Origin of the sequence: Deinococcus humi (genome assembly GCF_014201875.1) — a bacterium.
Taxonomy (GTDB): Bacteria; Deinococcota; Deinococci; order Deinococcales; family Deinococcaceae; genus Deinococcus; species Deinococcus humi.
On the sequence record NZ_JACHFL010000020.1, the window covers coordinates 53,300 to 74,527 of the forward strand.

The 21,228-nt window shown below is 61.2% G+C and carries 26 protein-coding genes; 4 read left to right on the forward strand and 22 right to left on the reverse strand.

The window, feature by feature from the left end; translation table 11 throughout:
• Positions 1-69: 69 nt before the first annotated feature.
• Genes HNQ08_RS23170 through HNQ08_RS23180 form a run of 3 tightly spaced genes read right to left on the reverse strand, consistent with a single transcriptional unit; the run spans position 70 to position 3,353 of the window.
• Positions 70-1,719 carry an MBL fold metallo-hydrolase gene (locus HNQ08_RS23170; RefSeq protein ID WP_184137346.1) on the reverse strand — a complete coding sequence of 550 codons (1,650 nt, stop codon included), beginning with the start codon at positions 1,717-1,719 and terminating at the stop codon, positions 70-72.
• 33 nt (positions 1,720-1,752) lie between these two features.
• A complete protein-coding gene (locus HNQ08_RS23175; RefSeq protein WP_184137349.1) occupies positions 1,753-3,015 on the reverse strand; it encodes a hypothetical protein in 1,263 nt (420 codons plus the stop codon).
• Complete coding sequence (locus HNQ08_RS23180; RefSeq protein ID WP_184137351.1) at positions 3,012-3,353, reverse strand: hypothetical protein; 342 nt, start codon at positions 3,351-3,353, stop codon at positions 3,012-3,014. The genes HNQ08_RS23175 and HNQ08_RS23180 overlap by 4 nt, the downstream gene beginning before the upstream one ends.
• Before the next feature lie 331 nt (positions 3,354-3,684).
• Here HNQ08_RS23180 and HNQ08_RS23185 point away from each other — a divergent pair, with 331 nt between their 5' ends.
• Both HNQ08_RS23185 and HNQ08_RS28015 read left to right on the forward strand, forming a co-directional pair.
• Complete coding sequence (locus HNQ08_RS23185; protein ID WP_184137352.1) at positions 3,685-4,299, forward strand: hypothetical protein; 615 nt, start codon at positions 3,685-3,687, stop codon at positions 4,297-4,299.
• Between the two features lie 953 nt (positions 4,300-5,252).
• Positions 5,253-5,381 carry a hypothetical protein gene (locus HNQ08_RS28015; RefSeq protein ID WP_268240030.1) on the forward strand — a complete coding sequence of 43 codons (129 nt, stop codon included), beginning with the start codon at positions 5,253-5,255 and terminating at the stop codon, positions 5,379-5,381.
• A gap of 68 nt (positions 5,382-5,449) precedes the next feature.
• Here the strand turns inward: HNQ08_RS28015 and HNQ08_RS23190 are convergent, their stop codons facing one another.
• From HNQ08_RS23190 to HNQ08_RS23255, 14 genes are all read right to left on the reverse strand, one after another.
• The gene (locus HNQ08_RS23190) at positions 5,450-7,051 is read right to left on the reverse strand and encodes a hypothetical protein (RefSeq protein ID WP_184137354.1); all 1,602 of its coding nucleotides are present in this window, start codon (positions 7,049-7,051) and stop codon (positions 5,450-5,452) included.
• Positions 7,052-7,104: 53 nt separating this feature from the next.
• Positions 7,105-7,410, reverse strand: coding sequence for a hypothetical protein (locus HNQ08_RS23195; RefSeq protein WP_184137356.1), 306 nt, complete (start codon positions 7,408-7,410; stop codon positions 7,105-7,107).
• A 26-nt stretch (positions 7,411-7,436) separates the two neighbouring features.
• Complete coding sequence (locus HNQ08_RS23200; protein ID WP_184137358.1) at positions 7,437-9,083, reverse strand: M3 family metallopeptidase; 1,647 nt, start codon at positions 9,081-9,083, stop codon at positions 7,437-7,439.
• A gap of 83 nt (positions 9,084-9,166) precedes the next feature.
• A complete protein-coding gene (locus tag HNQ08_RS23205; protein WP_184137360.1) occupies positions 9,167-10,117 on the reverse strand; it encodes a bifunctional DNA primase/polymerase in 951 nt (316 codons plus the stop codon).
• 103 nt (positions 10,118-10,220) lie between these two features.
• The gene (locus HNQ08_RS23210; protein ID WP_184137362.1) at positions 10,221-10,481 is read right to left on the reverse strand and encodes a hypothetical protein; all 261 of its coding nucleotides are present in this window, start codon (positions 10,479-10,481) and stop codon (positions 10,221-10,223) included.
• On the reverse strand, positions 10,474-11,085 hold the full coding sequence (locus HNQ08_RS23215) for a ParA family protein (RefSeq protein WP_184137363.1): 612 nt from the start codon (positions 11,083-11,085) through the stop codon (positions 10,474-10,476). The genes HNQ08_RS23210 and HNQ08_RS23215 overlap by 8 nt, the downstream gene beginning before the upstream one ends.
• Before the next feature lie 156 nt (positions 11,086-11,241).
• Positions 11,242-12,042 (reverse strand): DUF3846 domain-containing protein, encoded by an 801-nt coding sequence (locus HNQ08_RS23220; RefSeq protein ID WP_184137365.1) that lies wholly within the window; start codon positions 12,040-12,042, stop codon positions 11,242-11,244.
• A gap of 49 nt (positions 12,043-12,091) precedes the next feature.
• Positions 12,092-12,601, reverse strand: coding sequence for a hypothetical protein (locus HNQ08_RS23225; RefSeq protein WP_184137367.1), 510 nt, complete (start codon positions 12,599-12,601; stop codon positions 12,092-12,094).
• Positions 12,602-12,733: 132 nt separating this feature from the next.
• A complete protein-coding gene (locus tag HNQ08_RS23230) occupies positions 12,734-13,081 on the reverse strand; it encodes a hypothetical protein (protein ID WP_184137369.1) in 348 nt (115 codons plus the stop codon).
• A gap of 62 nt (positions 13,082-13,143) precedes the next feature.
• Positions 13,144-13,635, reverse strand: a complete 492-nt coding sequence (locus tag HNQ08_RS23235) for a molecular chaperone DnaJ (protein WP_184137371.1) — start codon at positions 13,633-13,635, stop codon at positions 13,144-13,146.
• 723 nt (positions 13,636-14,358) lie between these two features.
• Positions 14,359-15,303, reverse strand: a complete 945-nt coding sequence (locus tag HNQ08_RS23240; protein ID WP_184137373.1) for a Fic/DOC family protein — start codon at positions 15,301-15,303, stop codon at positions 14,359-14,361.
• Between the two features lie 7 nt (positions 15,304-15,310).
• Positions 15,311-15,556 carry an antitoxin VbhA family protein gene (locus tag HNQ08_RS23245; RefSeq protein ID WP_184137375.1) on the reverse strand — a complete coding sequence of 82 codons (246 nt, stop codon included), beginning with the start codon at positions 15,554-15,556 and terminating at the stop codon, positions 15,311-15,313.
• 143 nt (positions 15,557-15,699) lie between these two features.
• A complete protein-coding gene (locus HNQ08_RS23250; RefSeq protein ID WP_184137377.1) occupies positions 15,700-16,302 on the reverse strand; it encodes a hypothetical protein in 603 nt (200 codons plus the stop codon).
• Positions 16,295-16,597, reverse strand: a complete 303-nt coding sequence (locus HNQ08_RS23255) for a PadR family transcriptional regulator (RefSeq protein WP_221284428.1) — start codon at positions 16,595-16,597, stop codon at positions 16,295-16,297. Before HNQ08_RS23255 ends, HNQ08_RS23250 begins: the two co-directional genes overlap by 8 nt.
• Before the next feature lie 123 nt (positions 16,598-16,720).
• Here HNQ08_RS23255 and HNQ08_RS23260 point away from each other — a divergent pair, with 123 nt between their 5' ends.
• Positions 16,721-17,512 carry a hypothetical protein gene (locus HNQ08_RS23260; protein ID WP_184137381.1) on the forward strand — a complete coding sequence of 264 codons (792 nt, stop codon included), beginning with the start codon at positions 16,721-16,723 and terminating at the stop codon, positions 17,510-17,512.
• Positions 17,509-18,441 (forward strand): tyrosine-type recombinase/integrase, encoded by a 933-nt coding sequence (locus HNQ08_RS23265; protein WP_184137383.1) that lies wholly within the window; start codon positions 17,509-17,511, stop codon positions 18,439-18,441. The genes HNQ08_RS23260 and HNQ08_RS23265 overlap by 4 nt, the downstream gene beginning before the upstream one ends.
• A gap of 133 nt (positions 18,442-18,574) precedes the next feature.
• On the opposite strand, the gene HNQ08_RS23270 is transcribed toward HNQ08_RS23265, so the two are convergent.
• The 5 genes from HNQ08_RS23270 to HNQ08_RS23290 form a co-directional block, all read right to left on the reverse strand.
• On the reverse strand, positions 18,575-18,835 hold the full coding sequence (locus HNQ08_RS23270; RefSeq protein WP_184137385.1) for a helix-turn-helix domain-containing protein: 261 nt from the start codon (positions 18,833-18,835) through the stop codon (positions 18,575-18,577).
• A 66-nt stretch (positions 18,836-18,901) separates the two neighbouring features.
• The gene (locus HNQ08_RS23275) at positions 18,902-19,396 is read right to left on the reverse strand and encodes a hypothetical protein (RefSeq protein ID WP_184137387.1); all 495 of its coding nucleotides are present in this window, start codon (positions 19,394-19,396) and stop codon (positions 18,902-18,904) included.
• A gap of 162 nt (positions 19,397-19,558) precedes the next feature.
• On the reverse strand, positions 19,559-19,795 hold the full coding sequence (locus tag HNQ08_RS23280) for a hypothetical protein (RefSeq protein WP_184137389.1): 237 nt from the start codon (positions 19,793-19,795) through the stop codon (positions 19,559-19,561).
• A 698-nt stretch (positions 19,796-20,493) separates the two neighbouring features.
• Positions 20,494-20,634, reverse strand: a complete 141-nt coding sequence (locus tag HNQ08_RS23285) for a hypothetical protein (RefSeq protein ID WP_184137391.1) — start codon at positions 20,632-20,634, stop codon at positions 20,494-20,496.
• Between the two features lie 21 nt (positions 20,635-20,655).
• Positions 20,656-21,228 (reverse strand): hypothetical protein, encoded by a 573-nt coding sequence (locus tag HNQ08_RS23290; RefSeq protein ID WP_184137393.1) that lies wholly within the window; start codon positions 21,226-21,228, stop codon positions 20,656-20,658.

Genomic DNA, 21,228 nt, shown 5'->3' on the forward strand with positions numbered 1-21,228 from the left:
CCTCCCGTATCTTTCCACCTCCGCCTTCCAGCCGATGTCCCTAGATGAGCACGGCGCGGCCCATCGCGACTAGGCCAGCGTCTTCTCAGCAGTGCGGTCTTCCTCGGCCTGACGGTGCCCCTCCATGGCCTCGGCGTCATGCTCGCGCAGCTTGATCCGGCTGGTCTTGCCACGCAGGACTTCCAGGGTGTAGTCGCCCTCTCCGAACAGCGTCCCGTCCAACGTGTCCGGCAGCGCGATGCGCACCTCGTGCGTCTCGGGGTCATAACGCACGTTGACCGTCGTCCGGGCGTGGCGCTCTTTGAGGGCCTCGAGCTTCCTGGGGGCCGTGTTGATGAATGAGCCCCGGCGCTTCCCACTGTCTTTGAGCGGCACCAGCTCGCCCGCTGCGGGCAGCCCGACATCGTGCTTGCTGTTCAGGTAGCCGGCCAGGTTGCTGCGCGCCCGCAGCTCGCCGTGGGTCAGGATGACCTTGCCCGGCTGATACCGCGCGATCATGCCCAGCAGCCCGCCCCGATCCGCATGCGCCGACAGGTAGAAGCGCTCGACGCGCGAGTACGCCGACACCGGCTCGAAGCCCTCACCTCTTGCGGCGGGCAACATCACCTCGCCGCCCTGTTGCAGTTCGAGGAGCCGCCGCCCCGGACTCTCGGCATCCTGGTAGCCGACGACGAACAGCGCGTTCTCGGCGTGAGGCAGCCACGCCCGGGCGTACTGGGGACTCGCCCCCGCGTGCAGCATGCCCGACGAGGCGATCACCACGGCGGGGCGCTCCGAGGCCAGGATGCCCTCGCGCTCCCGCCGATCCTTGACGAGGTTGACCGTGCCGGTTAGGAAGGGCTGCTGCTTGCTGACCTTGCTGCGGTTCTGCAGCGCCTCGGGCAACAGCGGCAGCATGTCCTCGTAGGCCTCGGTGATGCCCCGGGTCAGCCCGTCCAGGTGGATCGGAACACTCGGCAGCAGCCCGCTGACCATCGCCGTCTGCAGGATTTGGGTGATCTCCTGCGCGCGGCCCAGGGCAAAGGACGGGATCAGCACCCGGCCGCCCCCGCGCAACGTCTCCCCGATGGCCGTCACGAACGCCCTGACCTGCTCCTTGCGGCTGGGCAGCAGGGTGTCGCCGTAGGTGCTCTCGGACACCACCGCATCGACGGGCGTCACGGTGGCGGGCAGCCACGCGGCGTCCACCACGGGCGTGGAGATGTTGCTGACATCCCCGGTGTGGAACATGGCACGGCCCCCACTCTCGATCAGCACGCTGGCCGCTCCGAGGAGGTGGCCGCTCGGGAACAGCGTGAAGGCGAAGCCGTGGTCACTGACGCGCATAAAGTACGGAACAGGCCGCAGTCGTTCGAGGGTGCGCTTCATCTCCCCTTCTGAGAACAGTGGCTGGCCCTGCATGGTGGTGACCTTGAGGGTGTCGCCCAGGACGAGGGTGGCGATGCGGGCGGTGGCCTCGGTGCAGTAGATGTTGAGCTTCGGGAAACGGCGCACCACCACCGGCAGCGCGCCGACGTGATCGAGGTGCGCGTGGGTCAGGATCATCGCGGCAGGCGGATGGTCCGTCAGCAGACCGAGCTGGGGCAACGCGGCCTCCCCGATGGAGCCGGGGCGTGCCCCGGCGTCGATCAGGAGGTTGCCCTCGGCCAGGCGGTACAGGTAGCTGCTGGCCCCCACCTCGTCGGTGCCCCCCAGGCCCAGGAAATGCAGGTCACTCATAGGGGGCATTGTGGCGGGTAGCGTCGGAGGCCATCACGCGACCACTCCTCCGGGTTCGGTCCCCAGGTCATGGATGTTAAATCCAGTGGCCGCCCGCGCCTTCTCGTTGAGCAGATGCATCAGCAGTCGCCCCGGCGTCTCGATCTTCTGCCCCTTCAGCCGCCACTTCTCCAACCGCTGGATGCAGCGCCGCACCGTCTTGACCCCCAGATGAACCAAAGCTTTGTAGAACCCGATGGCGGCCACCGCATGGGTGGCCGGATCGTCGTGGTGAATGGCGATCTGCACGGCAAATTCCCAGAACTGAGGATTGGCATTCCGCAATCTGTCTAGACAACCCTCCAGGCTGTTGGTCACTGAATCAAGGTTGGGGGAAAGGGTTCCCCGCTCGCCAGCACGGGCGATCAGTGCCGCGCCGTCCAGGCAGCGCAGCAGGTCTTCTCTTGCTGTTTCCGCTGAGGAAGCTCCAAAGCCCCCTTCGGGTTTTCCACAATCCCTTTGTTTTTGGGTAGTGGTTGAGCTTCCTTTAGTCCTGTCAAGTTGAAAGGTAAAGTCTGGCACGACGAAAATCTCAGCCTCCTGCACGCTCTCGGCGAAAAAGGCGGCTTCCAGGTCCTCTGGGATCACCGGCTCGTACAGGCTGACGCTGAACAGGGTGGCGGCGTTGCGCCGGGCCGCCGTGTCCTGATCGATGCGCTGCACCTTCTGGCTCCTGAGCCACAGATGCGCCAGCGGGTGCTTCAGGGCACGGTAGAAGGTGGCCTCGCTCATACCGCACTCGCGGGCAAAGCAGAAGCGCCCGCCCACCATCTGCACCACCTGCTCACGGGATTGGAGGGGCCGCCCGTCCTCGCTCACCTTCAGGTAACAGTGCTTTCGTAACTCCTCCACGATGCGGATCAGGTTCAGGCCCTGCGAGCTGGTCAGGCGTCCACCGGCCAGGCTGGTGGTGCTGATGCTGGTCAGGATCATGCGCCAGTCGCGGGAGACGCTGCGACTCAGTTTGGTCAGGTGCTGTCCGGCTTTGTACGGGAAGGCGACGGGCCAGAAGGTCTTGGTGGGCGTATAGCCGCTCAGCACGGGTTTGGCGCGGATGCTCTTGCGGTATAGGCCGACGGCCTTCAGCGCTTCGGTGGGGTCAATCGGGAGGCGAGTGGCGAGCGGCGCTGGGCAGATCGGGGAGCGCGGTGCAGCCTCTGGATGGCCTGCTCGCAGGGCCGCCACCTGGGCATCCAGAAAGGCCCGCCGGGTGGCCTCGGTGGCGAGGCGCTCCGGCGTCAGTCGTGAGGCAGTCATTCCAGACCACCAGCAGGCCATGAGAGGCACGGCAAGCCTACGATCCCTTGCTGGCGTGCTGACGGGCTTTGGAATGAAAAATCAAACAGCAAGAAGCTGTGTGGTTCTAGTCCAGAGGTGGAGGCCTTTGGAGGGAGGTCCAGACGAGACTCCAACTTCGTAGGAGGGTTGTCTGCCCGGTGGAATTCACGGCGCTTGAAGTCTTTGGGCTGATTGTGATTGACGAAGGCGGCAGCTTGAAAGGGCTGCTCGGCGGCGGACAGGGCGGCGCGTTCTGTTTTGATGAACAGATGGGCCGGCGCGCTGAACGTCGCCCCACTGGGGGGCAGTTCGGACATGGCTTCTCCCGGCTTGCAAAAAGGGGCCTTATCCGTTAAGCTGCGGGTGTTGCTGGCCCTTGTGCTTAACGAATCTAGTTTGTTTGAAGAACTCCGCTGCCAGGCGGGGTTTTTCGTATATCACGCTGCGGTTAAGTCGTCTAACTCAGATTCGTAGCCTCCATTGAACAACGATGGTAGCACAGTCCACGGTCCGCATCTATGGATATTTATGTTATTGCTCGTTGGTCGCAAAGAGGCCAGTGTCGAACCATTGGGGTGGTAAAGTTGCGGCGATGGCGAAAAGATACGCTAGACACGATTTGAGGGTGCAGTTTGCAAGGTTCACGGCGTGAGTGTCGTCAAGGTCTTTCGTTCGGCAGCCTTTACCGATCTGGCGAAAGAGATGAACCGCTTCGGAGCCATACTGCACTTTGAGGCCGAAACCATGTTCGGCAAAGAGCTAGTCACCCAGGCGCTCCGCCAACGCATCTGCACCCGGCGTAAAACCGCTCTGGGACAGACGCTGTTCCTCCTGTTTCCGGGTCGCCGGTTGGCGGGTATGGCTGGGCCGTTCACGCCCACGGACGACGGTCTGATGAACTCGATCTGCCTGCGCGACATCGGCCAGCGGCTGGAAAATGCTGGATACACCATCGATCTGACCGTCCGCAAACGGGCGCTGGTCTTCACGCCACCAGGCAGACGGGTGTTGGTTCTGGCGCAGCATGACGGGTATACATTGGCCGCCCTGCGTCGGCTGCACCGGGAGTTGGTGGCTGGTAGGATATTTGACCAGATTCAAGTGTTCACGTATCTGCCTCCTGAGGGCGTTGAGGAGTTAACCGCGTTTCTCTATGATCCGCCGCGCCGGAGTCAGCCTATCGATGCGCGCGAACTCGCCGTATTCGGATTGCCTCGACCTATGCCCAACAGGGATTTGACCCTTCCCGCTGGCGTGGTCTAAGCCACCTGTTCGGCCATCTGAGGACGGCATTCAACCCCCCACTGTGTGAGGCACAGCAGGTATTCCGTGCCATCGGCCAATCTCGTCCGGTATGCCGTGCCTGGGACAACGCCCGCCCTGGTGGCCCTGTCGTAAGCCCGGTCGAGCAGCGCAGCAGTTTTGCAGATCTCACGATCTCCCCTCCCACTGCTTTGCTGCTCACTTTGAGCATGGAGGTCATCCAGCAGGAGCGTCAACCGAGTAATTTCCGTCAGGAGATCGGCCAGGGGGATGTCGGCAGACTTGTGAGGGACTTGTAAGGTCTTCACCATAGGCTTGGTGTGAGAGACTCCACTCGCTCAACCGGGCCTCCAAAGCCATCGGCCCGGTTCAGGGGTTCACCCAGCTCCTCCTCGTACTCATGTTAGGAGGAAGCGCGGGCCACGGCGCGCTATTTTGCGTTAAACCATTCATGGCAGAGAAGTTTAGTCGTAAGCACTCAGGTATGGCTGTATGGGTAGGAACAACATTGTGGCTCGGCAGAGGTATAGCGTATAGCGCTGAGCGCACTCCTCTTGGATGCTTTTGTTGGATTTTCAAATGGCGAAGCTCAAGGACATGACACACAGTCCCCAGCGCAGAGGCAAAGGCAAATTAAGCCACAGCGTCCATCTTTATCTGGCCCAGCCTGACGACACATCTCGCATGACCTAGAACCTGATTGCCTTGCGCTGACTCTTCATCCCGGAACCATACGTTCATTCGGGTCTAGGCCGTCTTCTCAGGTGAGGCACCGTGGCCTTAAAATGCCGCTCTGGAGGGTGTTAAATCCGTCTTCTGCGCGCTAAAGTAGAGGCGTCCCTTTCGGGGGACGGGGTGCATGACAGCTCGGGGAGTTTTGAGGGGGAACCAGACACGGCCATGCGACAGCACCCGGACTGGTACTCCGGGTGCTGTAAAGGAGGTGATTTCTTATGTCCCGACGTAAGAATACACCGAAACGCGCCCGTCGGCCACTGACAGCCGCTGAGATCGCTGCGATCATCGTAGCCCTCGGCACGCTGCTCACCGGCCTGGCGGCGCTGCTGACAGCCCTGAAGTAACGCCCTCTCGCCCCTGAGCTGTTCCATCCGACTTGCCCCCGCCGCATGGCGGGGGCTGTTTTTAGGCTTTACAGCCTGTTGTGGATGATCTCACTGAGATGCTGGACAGGCTGCTCGAAGCGTTGAGACAGATGTTCAGGAATGAGTCCATATTCAGCGGTCAGCCGAACAGCCATATGTTGATGGGCTGGTGTCTGTGCCTGAGCTAGAGCAATGATCAATTGAGCCGCGATGACCACAGGCCGCCAATAGCTGAGATCACCACGTTGAACCGCCAGTTTTCCGTACTGAAAGCGAGCATTGGAGGACAATGAGCTTCGGTCAGGGGGCTGTCCGAAGGTTCGTTGAAATTCGTTTAACGTGGTCACTGGTGGCAGTATCACGCCGTAAGCTTCGGCTTTTTGGTGGCATCTTAAGATGGCTTCAGCAGCAGGCAACAATTCGGATACTGGGCTTGGACACACCGCCATGTAGGCAGCGGGGCGGGGATGCCAGCGCCTGAACACCTCCGCAAGCCCCTGAGAAGACCCGTAACGTAGGGTCCGGGCGTATTCAAAGATGCTTCTGATCTCCTGCTCCGAGCGGGTCACGGACTGAATCTGAAACGCGCTATCTGTGAGGGCCAGTTCGAGCTGCATTCCAGCCACCAATGTCCTGGTCAACAAATCCTCTTGTTCGAGCATGGGCATATCGTTCAGGGCGTGGCGGGCCAGACCATACTCGCCCAACTCAAGACGGCATTTGGCTTCCAGCCAGGCAATGAAGGGACGGTCCGTCATCCCGGTGCGCCATTTTTGCTCCTGAACCACCGCCAACGCGGTCAGCGCTCCGGTGCGGCGTTGTTTTTCCTGCCACGGCGGCAAAGCGTCGATTTCAGCCAGTCGGCGCAAGCAGAGCGCGATCCAACCGATCACCTGATCTCCGAGAATGGCGCTGTCCGCTGTTTCATTTGAACTGAAAATGCCCCTGAACGCCTGGATGACCGTGGCATGGATGGGCAGCGCAGGTTCTTGCTGCGCTGTCGCCCAGGCACCATCGAGATCGCCCAGATTCAACTGAGCGACCGCCAGCCCTTTTTTCTCCCGCGCATAGGCGTCATCGGCAGGGGTCAGCCGCTGCAACACCTTCAGCCGCTCCGTGAGGTCTTCGTGGTAGCGCCCGGCCAGCGCAACTGTACTGCGGTAGTAGCGTCTGGCACGCTCTTCAATTTCAGGCACCTGAGCGACGGTGGACAGCAGCACCATCTCTTTGGCTGTGACAATGGCCTGGGCATGATCACCCGTTGCCATGCTGTCGTAGTGCAGGGCCTCCAGCAGTCGGTATTCCACTTCAGAGCGGGACACCTCAGCGGCTTCGGAAAACTCGCAACGAACCTGGGCCAGGTACTGCTGAAGCAGATCGCTCATGGTGATTTCGCTGTCGTCGGCGAGCAACATGGCACGGCCCCGCCGCGTGGCGTAAGAAACCGCGAAAACGTAGTGGTGTTCCAGCAGGTTCCTGACCTGGGCGTAGGCCTGTTTCAAAGCGTTGTCTCGCCGCCCCTCATCTCGCAATCGGTTGAGCAAGATGGCCGCGCGGGTCAGGGGAACGGGCCGGTTCAACGTCAACAGCTCATCCGCAAGGGCCTCCAGAGAGCAGCCGTCGCGGATAAGCCGTTCTTCCCACGCCACACTCTCAGCCCAATGCTTGAACGGTGGGGGCGCAAGGACTGGCATGGGGGTGTCTAGGTGTTAACGCTGTGGGCCACGCCGTGGGTTTCATTTTCAGGTTCCGGTTCCCAGTCGCCACCGCCGGGCATTGCCAGGTAGAGGTCTGCGCCAATGACTTGCGCGCTTGGACCCGCGCTGTGGGTGCCGTTTTCAGGCTCTGGCTCCCAGTCGCCACCACCTGGCATTGCCAGGAAATGACCTGCGCCAGTGGCCTGCGCGGTATGCACGCTCACACCAACGCCAACAAAGGAGAAGACGCCGAGTGCCGACAGAATCAAGCCTTTGATTTTTTGCATGGGCTTATTTTTGGCGGCGTTCATGAGCGTTGTTTGGGTTTACAGGGGGCTTATATAGGCAACAAGGCCCGCCGCATGGTGGTGTCAATCAGGCGAAGTTGTTGGGAGGAAATTGAAAATTCGACGCCAGCGATTTGCAGCAGTTCAGGAAGGGGACGGGTATTGCCGAGCGCCAGCGCCTGCGCGAGCTGACCGAAGGCCTGGCCCGAATCCTGGGCGACGTTTTCCATGAAGCTAAAGGCCCATCCCCAGGCGAGCGCATACTCGATGCCCACCAGGGGCCGCCGCGCCAATTGCTGGGACAGAAAGGCCAGGGAAGGCAAGGCACGGCGCTCCACGCCGCTAGGATACCGGTCACTGATCTCCTGCCAGACCTCCTGCATCCGCGTGAAGGTCACCTCTTCGGTTGTGGTGTAAAACCATTCCTGAAACTCGTCCATGCTGCACTGGGCCGACATACGCGCGAGCGTCTGCTCGTAGAATCGTGCGCGGTAGGCCTCTAAGTTCTCGAAGGCGAAGAATTCGGGAAGCTGATCGAGGGACCACAGCTCAAAGACCTGGGCCACGAACTCCCGCATTTCCACACCTGGGAAATACTGCCAGAACGAGGCGTCTGGCGCGACACCGCTGAGCTGGGCCACATGCCCCAGTTCATGGAAAAGCACCTGATAGGAACTGGGCGTGGACTGAAGGGAGGTCTGAACATAGGGACGGCGGCGATGGGCCAGAAAGTCGCTGTAAGAGCGGGCGGCCTTGCCCGGACGGGAAGCCACATCGAGATAGCCCTCTGCATAAAGCTGCGCGACGCGCTGCCCCAGGCCCGGCAGGGTGGTGTCCAGCCGCCGCGCGGCCAGGGCCATGATGTCGGCCTCCTGGGTGTAGCGGGGGACGGCGCGAGCGCCAAAAGCATCCACGGTTAAATCCCAGGGCTGAAGGTGCTCAACCCCCAGCCAGGTCCGCCGCTTGTCCCGGAATTCCACCAGCAGCGGATTGAGTCCAGTTCGCACGTCGGCGCGGAACTGCCGGACCTCCTGCGGTGTGTAATCAAACCGCTCCAGCAGTTTCCACATGTGACTGTGAACCGTTTTCTCTCCACTGCGCCGGGCCAGCTCCCGGCGCAGGTCCAAGCTGGCGCGGTACTGCTCCGTCACCTGGGGAGCGATTCGCAACAGCGACTCCCTGGTGCTGAGGGCGGCGGCCTGCCGAACCTCCCGGTTTGGTGACACGGAGCGGCGGCCCACCTCCTGAACGCTGAGGGCCTGACCATCCAGTTCGTAGGTGCGCCGTGCGAACAGGGCCGTGAGATCGCCTGCGATCACCTCTAGCTGACTCTCCAGGTGTCCGCCGGGATCAAGCGCCTGCCGGGCCATGATCTCGAAATAGAGGAACGTTTGCTGCCAGTCGGGGGGAATGGTGAACGTCTGTCCCAACTGGATGGCCTGCTGGGCCGTCCTGTCATGCTGCTCCCGTAAATGGGGGGCCTGCTGGGTCAGAAAGACCTGACGGGCCAACTTCGCCTCCTCGTCGGTGGTGTCGGCCTGGAAAGCCCGCGTGAGCGCGGTGTTCTGCTCGTAGATTTCAGCTTCAAGTGCGGCCCATTGCAACAGCCAACTGTGAAAATCAGCGTCGTCCATGATCTGGGCCAGATGCAGCGCTTCGTAACGCTGATCCCAGGTGTGGGAGAGAACCGAAACCATGCCCAAGTATTGACCAGATATGGGATGGCGTTTCAACGGTGGACCGGCAGATAGAGGCCCAGATGGGGCCACAGTCCTCTCCCCTACCCGCTGGCCCACGCCCCGTCCTGGCGGGTCCAGGGCTGGTTGCGGGGATACCGGTAAGCGCTTTGGATGGCCGTGACCGCCTCGCCGACTGTAAATGGGGAGACCTTGACTCCACAAACCCGCTCCGCGTACTTGCCCGCGCAGGCTTCAGCCTCCTCGACGGCATATCCATTGGCATGGAGCCACAGACCCAGCATGAAGGCTCCCCGGTTCCGGCTGACCGCAGCGTAGCTCTCGGCCCGGTCGAGCATCAACCACACTGGCACCCGTCCGCCCTCCTCCATCTGCGCCGCTGAAGACGTCTGGTGTGAACGTTTGGCCGGACCTGGCGGGGTCAGTCCCAGGGCTTCGCGCAGGCGGTACTCGGCCCCCGCAATGCGGACCGTGAGGGGCACCTGGTCAATGGTCAGGTCACGCCGCTCAGCGGTGCGCCGGTATGGTCCTGCCCGGTTGCGGCTGGGCGGAGCCATGCAGTAACCGCCGTCGCCCCGAATATCCACCCCAGGCGGAAGGGCCGCTTTGTTCTTGGAAGCGTTGGACGGGACGTACCAGCCCGGATGTCTCAGGTAAAAGTGCATGCCGCCGCTGGGCGTAAGGACATGCGGCTGCCAACCCAAGGCTTGAACCAGCTCCAGCCCTTCAGGATCAACGTCAATGGCGACGTACCCGCTGAGCGCCCCAGTGACCAGCCCCAGCCCACGCGCGCGGTGCTGCAAATACCAGACCTCCAACTCCTCTAGGGTGGGCAGCCGACTTTGCAGGGCTTTCCAGGAGCTGCGGCGCTGGCCCTCGCGGTTCAGAGAGAAATGGCCGGTGGCCTTGAGGGCCTGATGGTGGGGCTGCTTGGCCTTTAGGGAGAGGCCGCCGCCAGTGGGAATAACGCTGACCTTGCGGGCCACCAACCTCCTGGCCTGCTCCAACATGGTTTCGGGTTCGTCATCGTGCATCTGAGCCTCCCTGGCCGGTCCGAGCGTCTTCTGACCATGTAAATATTAAAATAGCTTACTGATAAAATATTCATTCAGAAACAGCTCTTCCCCTTTCCTCCGCTCAATCCTCGCTCAACTCTGGATGATGGCGTGCCAGATATTCCGCCACCGCTTCGTGCAACGTCTCGTACTGTTTGCGGCCCTCGCGGGCGGCAGCCTGCTTTAGGCGGCGCTTGGTTCCGGCCAGCATGTGACTGCCGAACTGCACCAGCTTCTCTTCTGGTTCGGGCAGCGGCTCCGGCAGGGCAGGTTCTGCTTCGAGCTTGGCCTGACGAATCGCACGCAGGTCAAAACGGGCGGGTTTCTTGGGCGCTTCAGACATGGCCCAGCACCTCCCGCGTGGCGCTGGCATACTCCAGGGCCAGCAGCTTGGCGTAGCGGTTGCCCTTGAGGGCGTCGAGCGGCACCCGTCGCTCGGCAGCGTCGCCCACAGCGGTGCTGTGACGCACGATGGTGGTGAGAACTGGAATCTCCTGTTCGGCCAGGGCGTCACGCAGCTCCTCGCCCCGTCCGCCCATGTTGGCGACGATCAGCACCTGGTAATTGCCGGCCCCACCCTCAACAAGGGGGGTCAGGGTGCGAATCAGGCCGGTGGCGCTCAGACCATCGGGTTTGGTGGGGATCAGGAGCAGATCGCTTTGCTGGGCCAGGCTCAACAGATCACCTCCCTGTTCGTTGCCCTTGGTGTCAATCACCACGTACTCGAAATCCTCTCCGTCGCCGGGCTGATACGCCCGGTAGGGCTGGACCTCGAATGTCCAGCCGTCAAAATCCCCCTCCCGCCACACGGCGGAGCATTGCAGCTCGTCATCGGCGTCCAGGAGGAGGGTGCGGCCCTTGCGGCCCAGTTGCTGGGCGAGGTGGATCGCCGTGGTGGTCTTGCCCACCCCGCCCTTCATATTGCCGATAGAGATGATTTTAGGCATGAGTTATTTTATGCGTTTAATAGTAAATTAGCAAACTATTTTTAGATCCATCCTGAGCTGCCCGGTACGCCTGGAACCGAAATACGACCAGGGTGGGAAAGCCAACTCCCTGAACTCGCGCCCAGAAAGATACAATTCCATCTGGGGAGATCTCCCTCAAGTGACCCAGTCCAGGAGCAGCCCAAGCGCCTCACATGCCTCCTTCCCACCGTTCAAAGCTTCATCCAGGCGCTGATGTATTGGGGACGGGTCTGCCGTACCGGTGGGAATCAAGACCACCGGGCCGCAGGGTGTGACCGACAGGCCCAGCGCGGCGTGGGCCACACTGTTGGGACGCGGGTCACGGGGAGCGACGCTGGAAATCACCGCGTAGGCCGAGACCTGCTGGGTGTGCGGCGGCAGGCGCTGACCTACGCCCAGCCGCTCAGCAATCCAGCGCCTCCCCTCTTCAAGGGGTTCCAGGTCACGCCGTTCGGTTCGTCCATCCGGGTAAAGCGCATACAGAAAGTGGCGCATCTGGGGGCGGGCGTCGATCACCGCGATGTCCTCGGGACGATTCACCCCCAGGGCCGTCAGGGCAGCCGGGTCACCTTCCAGGGCGCGGGCGTACAGATGGACCAAACTGTCAGGAGAAGTGGCCTGCTGGCGTTGCTTGGCAGGGCTGGGGCCGTCAGCGGGGTCATGCGGAACAATCACGATGGGGCCATGCAGCGGCGGATACTGGGTCAGGTCCAGTCCGATGAGGCGGCTGCCGATCCAGTTGGGGGGCAGGTTGTGGATCAGTCCTTCCTCGTTGATCACCACTTCATGACTGTTGAGGGCGTGGTAATGGGCGGGAAGGTACTCGATCCAGCCGCCCACTGCTGCCCTGAGCAGGCTCAGGGTGTCGGTCTCCGGGCCGATCTCGGTCACGTCTTGCCGTCCGTCGGGGTAAATCACTCGCAGGGTGGGGGTCATGGGCGCTCCTTGAAGGGAAGGGGAGGGTTTTTCCTCCCCACGGAGGTCCTCAGGCGGCGGCCTGGGTCTGGCGGCCTTTAAGCTGCGCGGCCACCTCACGGGCTTTCGGGTACAGGCGGCACAGGTGGCCCCAGACGATCTTTGCTTCTCCTTCCGTCAGATCCGCCAGGGTGGACAGCGGCCACGGCTCGCACAGCGCGGCGGCGCTGAGTGCGTAGTGCTGAGCGTGAGGCAGGCCCATCAGGCCCATGATCTTGTGGAGCGCACATGCGCGGGCCTTGCCGATCACCGGAGTCGGCGGCGACTGACTGACAGTCAGCCGCTCCTCGCCCAGCAGGGTCACGGTGTTGTCGCGGTCTGCGAGGTAGCCCACGGCCCGCTCCAGAGAATCCTGAGCCTCGCCGTCGATTTCGGCAGTCTTCGCGCCGCTTGCATCGGCGCACAGGGTCACGGTATGGGAACCCAGATAGACCGTGGCGCTGGGGCCGTCGCCCCAGGTGCCGTAGAGGTCCACTTTCCAGGTGCGGCGAATGTTGCGGGGGGTGCTGCGGTCTTGCATTTTGCTCCTCCTTACCCTGTCCGGGGTAAAGACATAGTACCGCAAATGCGGTACTATGTCAAGTTTTCCATCATGTCAGACGCTAAAAACAGAGGAGGCTGCACTTGAGTGCGGCCCCCTCACCAGACAGGATCAAAAGGGGGCGGTCTGTTGCAAAATGGCGAACAGGTCAGCCTGCTTTGCGGCGGCGGTGAGCTTGGCTCTGACCGTCACGTCATGCAGATCAAGGGTCGACAAATCGCGGTGCAACGCTTCAGCGTGGGCGGCGTGCCTCGCGCAGTCGCTGCGGCGGTCCGGGTTCGGCACCGCGCAGGGCGTGGCGCGCAGGTGCGCCAGTATCAGGGCGGCAGCGGGCTTCCCGGTCCGGGCAGCGTGCCGGACATCTCTGAGACGCTGGGCGTACAGAACGCGCACCATTTTGATGTTGGCGGCGGCGTGCTGGATTTCAGGACTGCGCCTGGAGTAGGCGTCGTTGGTCATGGCATCCTTTCCTGCGGGCTAGGTGGCCCGCCTGACACGCGCGGGCCTGCCCCTGAAAAGTCTTACACGGCTTTCAGAGAGCGCGAGCGGGTGTGTACCTTTTCGCTGCCGTACTTCTCGCGCAGTTCCTCCATGCTGGTGTTGCTGCGGCCCCGGCTGAATTTGCCCTTGAACGCCCACATCTTCCGCTTACCCATGAACCAGTAATCGGCGGCCTTCAGCGCGTCCTTATGGGTCCGGGTATCGCCGCCCACCCAGACCCACGCCCCGACGATCTCAATGTCCAATCCGTCCAGGTGCGCGATTTTCTCCACGGCGGCCCTGACCCTGGCCTCCACCTCGGCTTCTTCAGCGCGGCTCTTGTACCACTTGTCCTCACCGTATTCCTCGTCCGGCTTGGCGTTCAGAAGCCGCGTCATGGCGGCTTCGTAGTCATTGTTAATGGCCTGCATCTGCTGTGTGCTGCCGCCTTTGTCCGGGTGATACTGCTTGCAAAGCTGACGGTAAGCGGCCTTCAGGTCGGCGGTGTCGGTGATGTGCTGGAAGTAGGTCATGGTTCGTCGCTCCTTTGCCCTGTCCGGGGTAAATCAATAGTACCGCAAATGCGGTACTATGTCAAACATTCCCTTCTCTGAGACAGAGAAAATCGTTCATTCATCCCTGGACGCCCACACCCCGCCCCCTCCGGGCGGGCGTGTGCCGCCCCCGGCGGCCTCTGGGCCTGGCTCGCCTCCCCACAGCGCTCCCACGCCTCTCCCCGCGCCTTGCTCAAGCTGCTGTCAAGCGGGGGCCGCCAGAAGCGGCCCCCGTCGCAACCCGGCCTCCCTCTGGCCGGGTTTGACAGCGTTCTGCACGCTTTGCCATCCTGGGGGCCGCAGGCCAGAGAAAAAATGTCGCGCCATTCCCTGACATTTTTTCTCTGGCGCATGCCCGTCCGGCGAGGACTTTTGCCCTTCAGGCGTGACCGCAGGGAACAGAGGGGCTGTGCGCCGTCAGGCGCTCCATTGGGTCCTGAGCCGCCCTTCCTCGTGGCTGGTCCAAAGGTCCGCGAGGGGGGGGTACAAAAACCGTTGTGCTGGGGGGCAGCGGGCGGCGTTTCATCAGCCCGCATCCCGGCCCCCCAGCACGCTTTTAGGTTTTTGTCAGGGGGGTACGCCCCCCTCCTTTAAGACAGACTTGCCACTTGATCAAAAAGAAATCCAATGTTGAAAATAAGTTAAATATTTTTCTATTTAAATAATTCCGTCAGGCGATGGCCCTGGCACCCTAAACCACCATCACAGGTCCAGATCGATCTGGCGCGTGCGGCCCTGGCCCTCGGCGTCCTGGGCAGGGGGACCGTACTCCGTGGCCGTGAAGTGAACCGTCCCGCTCGGCGGTCTCCCCTCCGAGTCAACATCTCTAGTCTGCGCCACGATCACGTCGCCGTCAGACCGCATCACCACCACCTCTGGGCTGCTGAGGGCCACCTGACCGCCGTACTCGCGGCCCGGCGTCGCTGTGGCGATGTACATCTCTTGCCAATTCACCTGTTCCTGATCAAGAAAGCCCTGCGCCTTGTCCAGCGCCGCCACCCGCTGGGAATCGCTGATCTCCTGAAACAGCCGCCCCATCCCGGACAGGTCGCCCATCCGGGCCTCCAGGCTGACAATGCTCATGCGCTCGGCGCTCACCACATCGAAGTTAAGGGGATGACCGGCCTGCTCAGCCAACTGAAGCATGAACTCGCGCTGGGTGCGGCCATTGCCCTCCATGAAGGGGTGGGCATTGTTGATCTCCGAGAAGGTCCGCGCGGCCCGATCTGCAAATTCGGAACGGGAGAGGCCCTGCAAGTGGTCTTGCTGCTGGAGCTGAAGGAAGGTGGCTTTCAAGCTGCGGTCCACCTGGTTGCTCGGCACGAACGGCACCGGCGTCAGCCCGTCGTCCTTGTGGATCAAGGGGGCAGCCCGGACCTGTTGACCCTCAATCTGCATCGGCTGGTTGCGGGTGGTTCCGGCCCACTCGTAAATGTCTTGAAAAGTGTGCTGGTGAATTGCCCGCAGATGGTCCAGGTCAAAGCGCCCGCTGCGGGTGGTGTCCGGCGCGGTGCCGTTTCTGATCTCCAGCATCCGGGTAAACGTCAGGTCGCGCTCGATCAACGACAACGCCTCGGCGTCGTCCAATCCAAGGCGGTTTTTGGGAACTCCGTTGTCGTAATAGAAGAACTCTGAACCCCTAGTCACGCTGGGGTCACTTCACAGTCACGCCGTAATGTTCCAGCAGCTTCGCGCGTATCTCGGTGGGAGTCAGCGTGCCGTCGATGTACTGCTGGCTCAGAGTCTGGGCGTAGAGCGAGATATCACCCCCCTCGATCTGCTGGGAACGCCGGACGCTGTGAACGTCCCTGGCCCGCTGCCCACGCTCAGCCTGAATCTGGTCATACGCGGCGCTTTTGGCCTCCAGCTCACGGCGGATCTTGTCTTGGATTGAGGTCATTTCATCTCCCATTAGGTTTGGTCATAATAGCAGAGCAGATATTATAATATGGAATCATCTCGTGCAGAGCGATTTTTAAAGATGACGTTTCTAAGTCCTATAAAGCAGATCCCAGTTGGGCAATTATCAAAATGTTGGAATTCTTAAATTTCGTTTTGAACATGTAGATTACCGAGATTAGCCAATTTTCGCTCAATAAAATCAATCTCAAGGGCCGTAATCATTTTATTCGCTTCTAGTGAGGCAATTTCATTAGAGTAATCTCTGATTTTCTGAATTGCCGCTTGCAATAGCTTACGGTCATTCGGATCAGCAGAATTCTCACATGCTTCTATAGTGACTTGTGCGTCCTCTTTCCAGTGTTTATTCATAGCTGAATATTTGTGATGCATTTGCATTCTCCATTTCTCTTCTCGCAATTGATCTTCAAGACCTGCAATCATTTTAAGAAGATCGGGAATTGGATCAGCATCGGAATCTTTTTCTATTTCAGCTTGCACTGGGCTTCCAGCAGCAGCCCGACGAAGTTCAGCCTGGCTCAAATACAGGGGCAATAGAAACCACAGCTTGGGAAACTTTCCCGGGATGGCCTCCAGTTCTGCCAACCAGGTCTCACGCATAATTTCTGCATGTTCACCGGGTAATTTGGCAGCGAGCCGACACACCAGCCGGCGCATGGCTTCAGGAATCTGATCTACCGCATCCTGTGCCATCAGCGCCACAAGCACCATCAACAATTCATGCATGTTGTATCACCCCTCCACCCTTCGTCGCCGACTGCTGAAGTTCTTCAGTCAAGCGGATCCCAGGGCCAGTGAGCTGATATAGCCGACGCCGTGGGCGGCCTGCGGCACTGGGGTCGATGTTCTCCCAGGAGCTGATCACTAGACCTTCTGTTTCTAGACGGATCAACGCAGGATAGAGAGTGCCGCTATGCAGGCCAGTGCGGCCCATCAGATCAAACCCATATTGACCTTCATTGAACCGTTCAGCCAGAGCCAGCAGTAGCCGACTCGTCTGTGAGGTCATTCGGAATGGCATAGTCTATTCTACATAGCCCCTATGTAGATTACAAGCCACCTCTAAGTGCACTCGAATGCTCGACTTGCCACACCTTCTGGTAATAGGTGTTACCAAAAAGGCTTTCGTGTATATTTTACACAAATGAACCCGGCCCCCGCCACTGTTGAAGAAGACCTCGCGTTGCTCCCACCTCTGAATCTCTCCGAACTCCCTAGCGTCGTAGTTCCCTCCGAACTGGTCAACACCCAAGTCTTGAGAGAAACCCAGAGTATTCATCAGCTTCTCCACACCGCCGCCAAGCAGCGCTTGAAAGACGTCCCCTCTCGCTGGCGCGACGCAGCGCCCCTGCTGATGAGTCTTGCCATCGCTGTTCCCCTGCTGGTGTTCTGGCAGCGACTCCCCCTGACTGTATTGATTGCCATTTGCTTTGTGGTTCTGCTCGGCAGCGCCATCGTTCTCTGGCGGCTGGGGCGTGAATGGTCCACGCGCGACGTGGACACGGTGGCCCAACTGGGCGAGGCGGCCCAGCGGGAACGGGACCTGATCCGCAAACTTCTGCCGTACTCCCGCGCCAGCCTGCTACATGTGGCCGCCACGGCCCGCGCCGCCGACAGCCGGGTGGGGACCCGCCTGACCCTAGTGGTGGGGGCCAACCGTGCGGGCGGCCTGTTGGGGTCGCTCCTGGTGCTGGTTGGCGCGTTCTCTGCTGGGAAATACCTGCAAGATATGCAGGTCACCCTGTTTCATATGCCCATCACCGCGTCCGGCGTAATCGCTACCGTTTTCCTCGGGTATTGCGTGGTGGCGGCGCTTTTGCTGGCTGGACACAGCGTGAATGCCCTGCCGCACTACGCGGACTTGCTGGAACGGGTGGCCGCGCTCAAGAAGAATCTGGCCGAGGATCGGCAGGCAGCCAAAAGGAGCGACGCATGACGCTGGATCTCTACCGCCGTGAAACTTTAGCTCCCTCGCGGGAGTGGGTCAGTCTTCAACCCGAGGAACGCCGCCGCCGGGCCGTGGTCGCCGCCGCCAGCCGGGACGTAGACGTGCTGTGGTCATTGACGCAAGCACATCACACTCGGCGAGCCGGGGTTAGCAGCGCACAGACCCTACGCAAGTATCGGCTCGGCTTGCAGCGCTGGCTCACGTATACGGCGGGTCAGGCAGTCAATGTCTTACACCCAGAGATCGAAGACGCGGACCTGTGGATCCGAGAAATGGAAAGCAGCGGCTTGAAACCCTCCTCGGTCAGGGTCTACCTCTCAGGCGCGCGGCAACTGTACGCCGCATTGCGCTGGACCAAGGCCACGCGAGACGATCCCTTTACCGATACCAAACCCCAAAAAGACCGGACGCGCCCCCACGACAAGCGGCAACCGTACTCCGAAGCGGATCTGGTGGTCATGCTGGCCTCTGCGTCGCTGGAGATGCGCGTGCTGCTTCATCTGGGGGCCAGTGCCGGATTGCGGGCATCGGAGATCACCGGGCTAACCTGGGGCGAACTGGATCTGGAACAGGCAACGGCCACCGTGACGGGCAAGGGCCGCAAGACCAGAAAAGTGCTGCTGTCCGGCTCGTTGGTGCGGGCGCTGCGGGAACTGGGATCCGGTGCGGAAGAGCAGCGGGTGATCGGGCGCACACCCGAAGCGGCCAGAAAGCGACTCCAGACGTTGTGTCAAAGAGTGAACGTCCCATACCTGGGGTTACACGCCCTCCGGCATGCGGCGGGAACGCGATTGATCCGCGCCGGATTTCAGCTTCAGGATGTGGCAGAGCATCTGGGCCACAGCGACGTGCAGACGGCCCGGACATATGCCAAGTGGGCTGATGAACGGCTCAGAAGCCACTTGCGACAGAACTGAGGTTTCGGCATGCCATCGGCTCCCAAGAAGAGCAGATAGCGATGTGAGTTGTCTCGAAATCGGTCCAGATCAGGATCAGCACCCAACAGGCATAAGCCGAGCAGTTCGCTCGCTGGCTGACGGCAAGCAGCGATTATTTTTGGGCTTTTAGATCTCGCTCAAGAGCGTCGCTGTACCACTCTGGAATCCAGTCGGCCACCTGGGACGGCTCAATGCTCAGGGCGTAGGCCAGTTTGTAGGCCATGTTCATGCCGGGTTCCCGACGGCCCTTTTCGTAATCGCCTACGGACCCCTTGGTCAGCCCCACGGCCTCAGCAAGCTGCTCTAGTGTCAGCCCCCGCTCCAAGCGCCACTCCCGCAATGTTCTCACCCGTTTGTCCTTGACCTCTGCCATATACTCCTAACCGCTCCTTCCTGTCCGGGGGGGCCGGTCTGTCCCACCGTGGGACGGGCCGTTTTGCTATTGGGCCGCATCGTACCGAATCGGAGGCAGAGTTTCATGGTGGTAGAGCGGCGTGCCTGGCATCAACGATTCGGACACGAAGCCGCGCCACACCGTCAAGGCCGCCTCTTCACTGACGCGGTAGTGGAAGCGGCGGGGCAGGCGGCAGCCTTTCGGTACGATCTCGAACCCTGCGCCGTCGCCGGGCCTGGGTGGAGATTGAATATTGACGATCTTTCCCTGGATGAAGCGGCGGCCACCCTCTCCAGCGTAATGAACCATCAACAGGGTGAGGGGTTCATTCAGCGGCACGTGGGCCTGGATGCCCTCGTAGACGGGGATGGGCTGCCAGCGCTGGGCATGGAAATATTCACGCACATCGAAGTGGACGCCGCGCGCCAACGCTTCGGCACCGCAGTAAAAATTGTCGTCGGCCTCGATCATCTGCACAAGTCTGAAAATGTCGTGCATCAGGCGCTGACGGTACTCGTCGCGGGTGGTGGGGAAAGTCATGCGTGTGCCTCCTGGGAGGTGGCCCGGCAGCCACGCTGCTCGGCGAACATCTTGGGGGTGACGGACAACTCAGGCGGTTTGGCCTGGCCCTTTCATCGAAGGCGTTTTGAAAAGGAGGGCAGGCCATACAGATGATGGCCCCACTGAATGGGGCCACGGCGCTCAGTGGATCGCTGGGCTTGGAGGTCGGTACACCTGGCAACCCAGGCGGGGATCGGGTTTTCCCTTCTGCTGACGTTCCCTGAGCGCCGCCATGTAGGTCTTTGAATCGCCGCCGTAATACCGCTCCACCGTGACCCTGAAGTCCTCACGCCCGATGGCTTCCATATGAACGGCTCCATGCCGCTGGGCTGTCGCCTGCCCGCCAAGGCGTCCGCGCTCTGCCAGTGATCTCGTCATGTTTTTTGCTCCTTTGCCCTGTCCGGGGTAGATTTATAGTACCGCAAATGCGGTACTACGTCAAGCACTTCCCCTTTGAGACGAGGAAAACTGCACGGTCATCCCTGGACGCCCACACCCCGCCCCTTCCGGGCGGGCGTGTGCCGCCTTCCGGCGGCCCCTGGGCCTGGCCCTCAGCGCCGCGCTGCGCCCCACTTCCCCTGCGCCCTTGTCCCCCTCCGCTGCTCAAGCTGCTGTCAAGCGGGGCCGCCGACAGCGGCCCCCGTCGCAACCCGGCCTCTCTCTAGCCGGGTTTGACAGCGTTCTGCGCGCTTTGCCATCCTGGAGGCCGCAGGCCAAAGAAAAAATGTCAGGGAGGGGCGCGACATTTTTTCTTTGGCGCATGCCTTTCTGGCGAGGACCTTGCCCTTCCGATGTGACCGTAGGGAACACAGGGACCGTGCGCCGTTAGGCGCTCTACTTCGGTTCCTGGCAACCCTTGCTCGTGGCTGGCCCAGGGGTCCGCGAGAGGGGTACAAAAACCGTTGTGCTAAGGGGCAGCGGGCGGTGCACCGTCAGCCCGCATCCCGGCTCCCAGCACGCTCTTAGGTTCTTGTCAGTGGGATGCGCCCCCCCCTTGAATAGTAAACGAGTAAACTGATAAAATAGTTTTCAAGTGTTGAACCGAGAAACGCTGTTCCAGCCTATGCTCTTGCCGCCTACCTGTCGTACCCGTCGCGGTCATCAATAGGGAGGTGGCTGTTCAATTCACTCTGGTTTCTCAGGGCCAGGTCCAGCACGGCAAAGACCGCCCGGACGATGGCGGCGATGGCTTCTAACACGAACCAGACAATCTTCATGCCCCCTCCCCTGTTGATCTATCAGTACAAACTGACGCTGTTGGCTTTCCACCCCTGCGCGGTGTCCACCAGCTCGGCGTCCATCCCACGTATCGACACGATACTGTGAATGCTTTTGAGCCAGTCAGGATTCACCCCTGGGAGGGGTTCAATGATCGGCTCAATTTTTGCGATGAGTATGGCCCTGCCACCCTCATCAACGCGCCGGTCTGCTGTGCCTCTTAGCTGGCCGTACCGGTACTGCGCCAGGCAGAGCTTACCGCCGTCAACGAAGGGTTGACCTTTCGTCGTCACTCGCAGAACGAGCTGCCCGCTGGTGGTCTGCTCCGCGTCGGCCTGCGCGAGCCCCAGCGCGGATAGATCGGCCACCTCGCGCGCACTCTTTTCATCAGTCGGCAGGGGTTCGGCCTGTCCAAACTCGATGTATGTGGGCAGGCAGAGCCTTCCTGGCCGGGTCATGCGTTCCTGCACGGCCTGCATCACATTCCGGTCATCCAACACATGACGTTCATTTCGCCCCACGAGAAACACGGCCAGGACCGCCAGCAGTGCGAGAGCGCCGACGAGAATGAAAAGAGTCTTCTTGGAGAACAT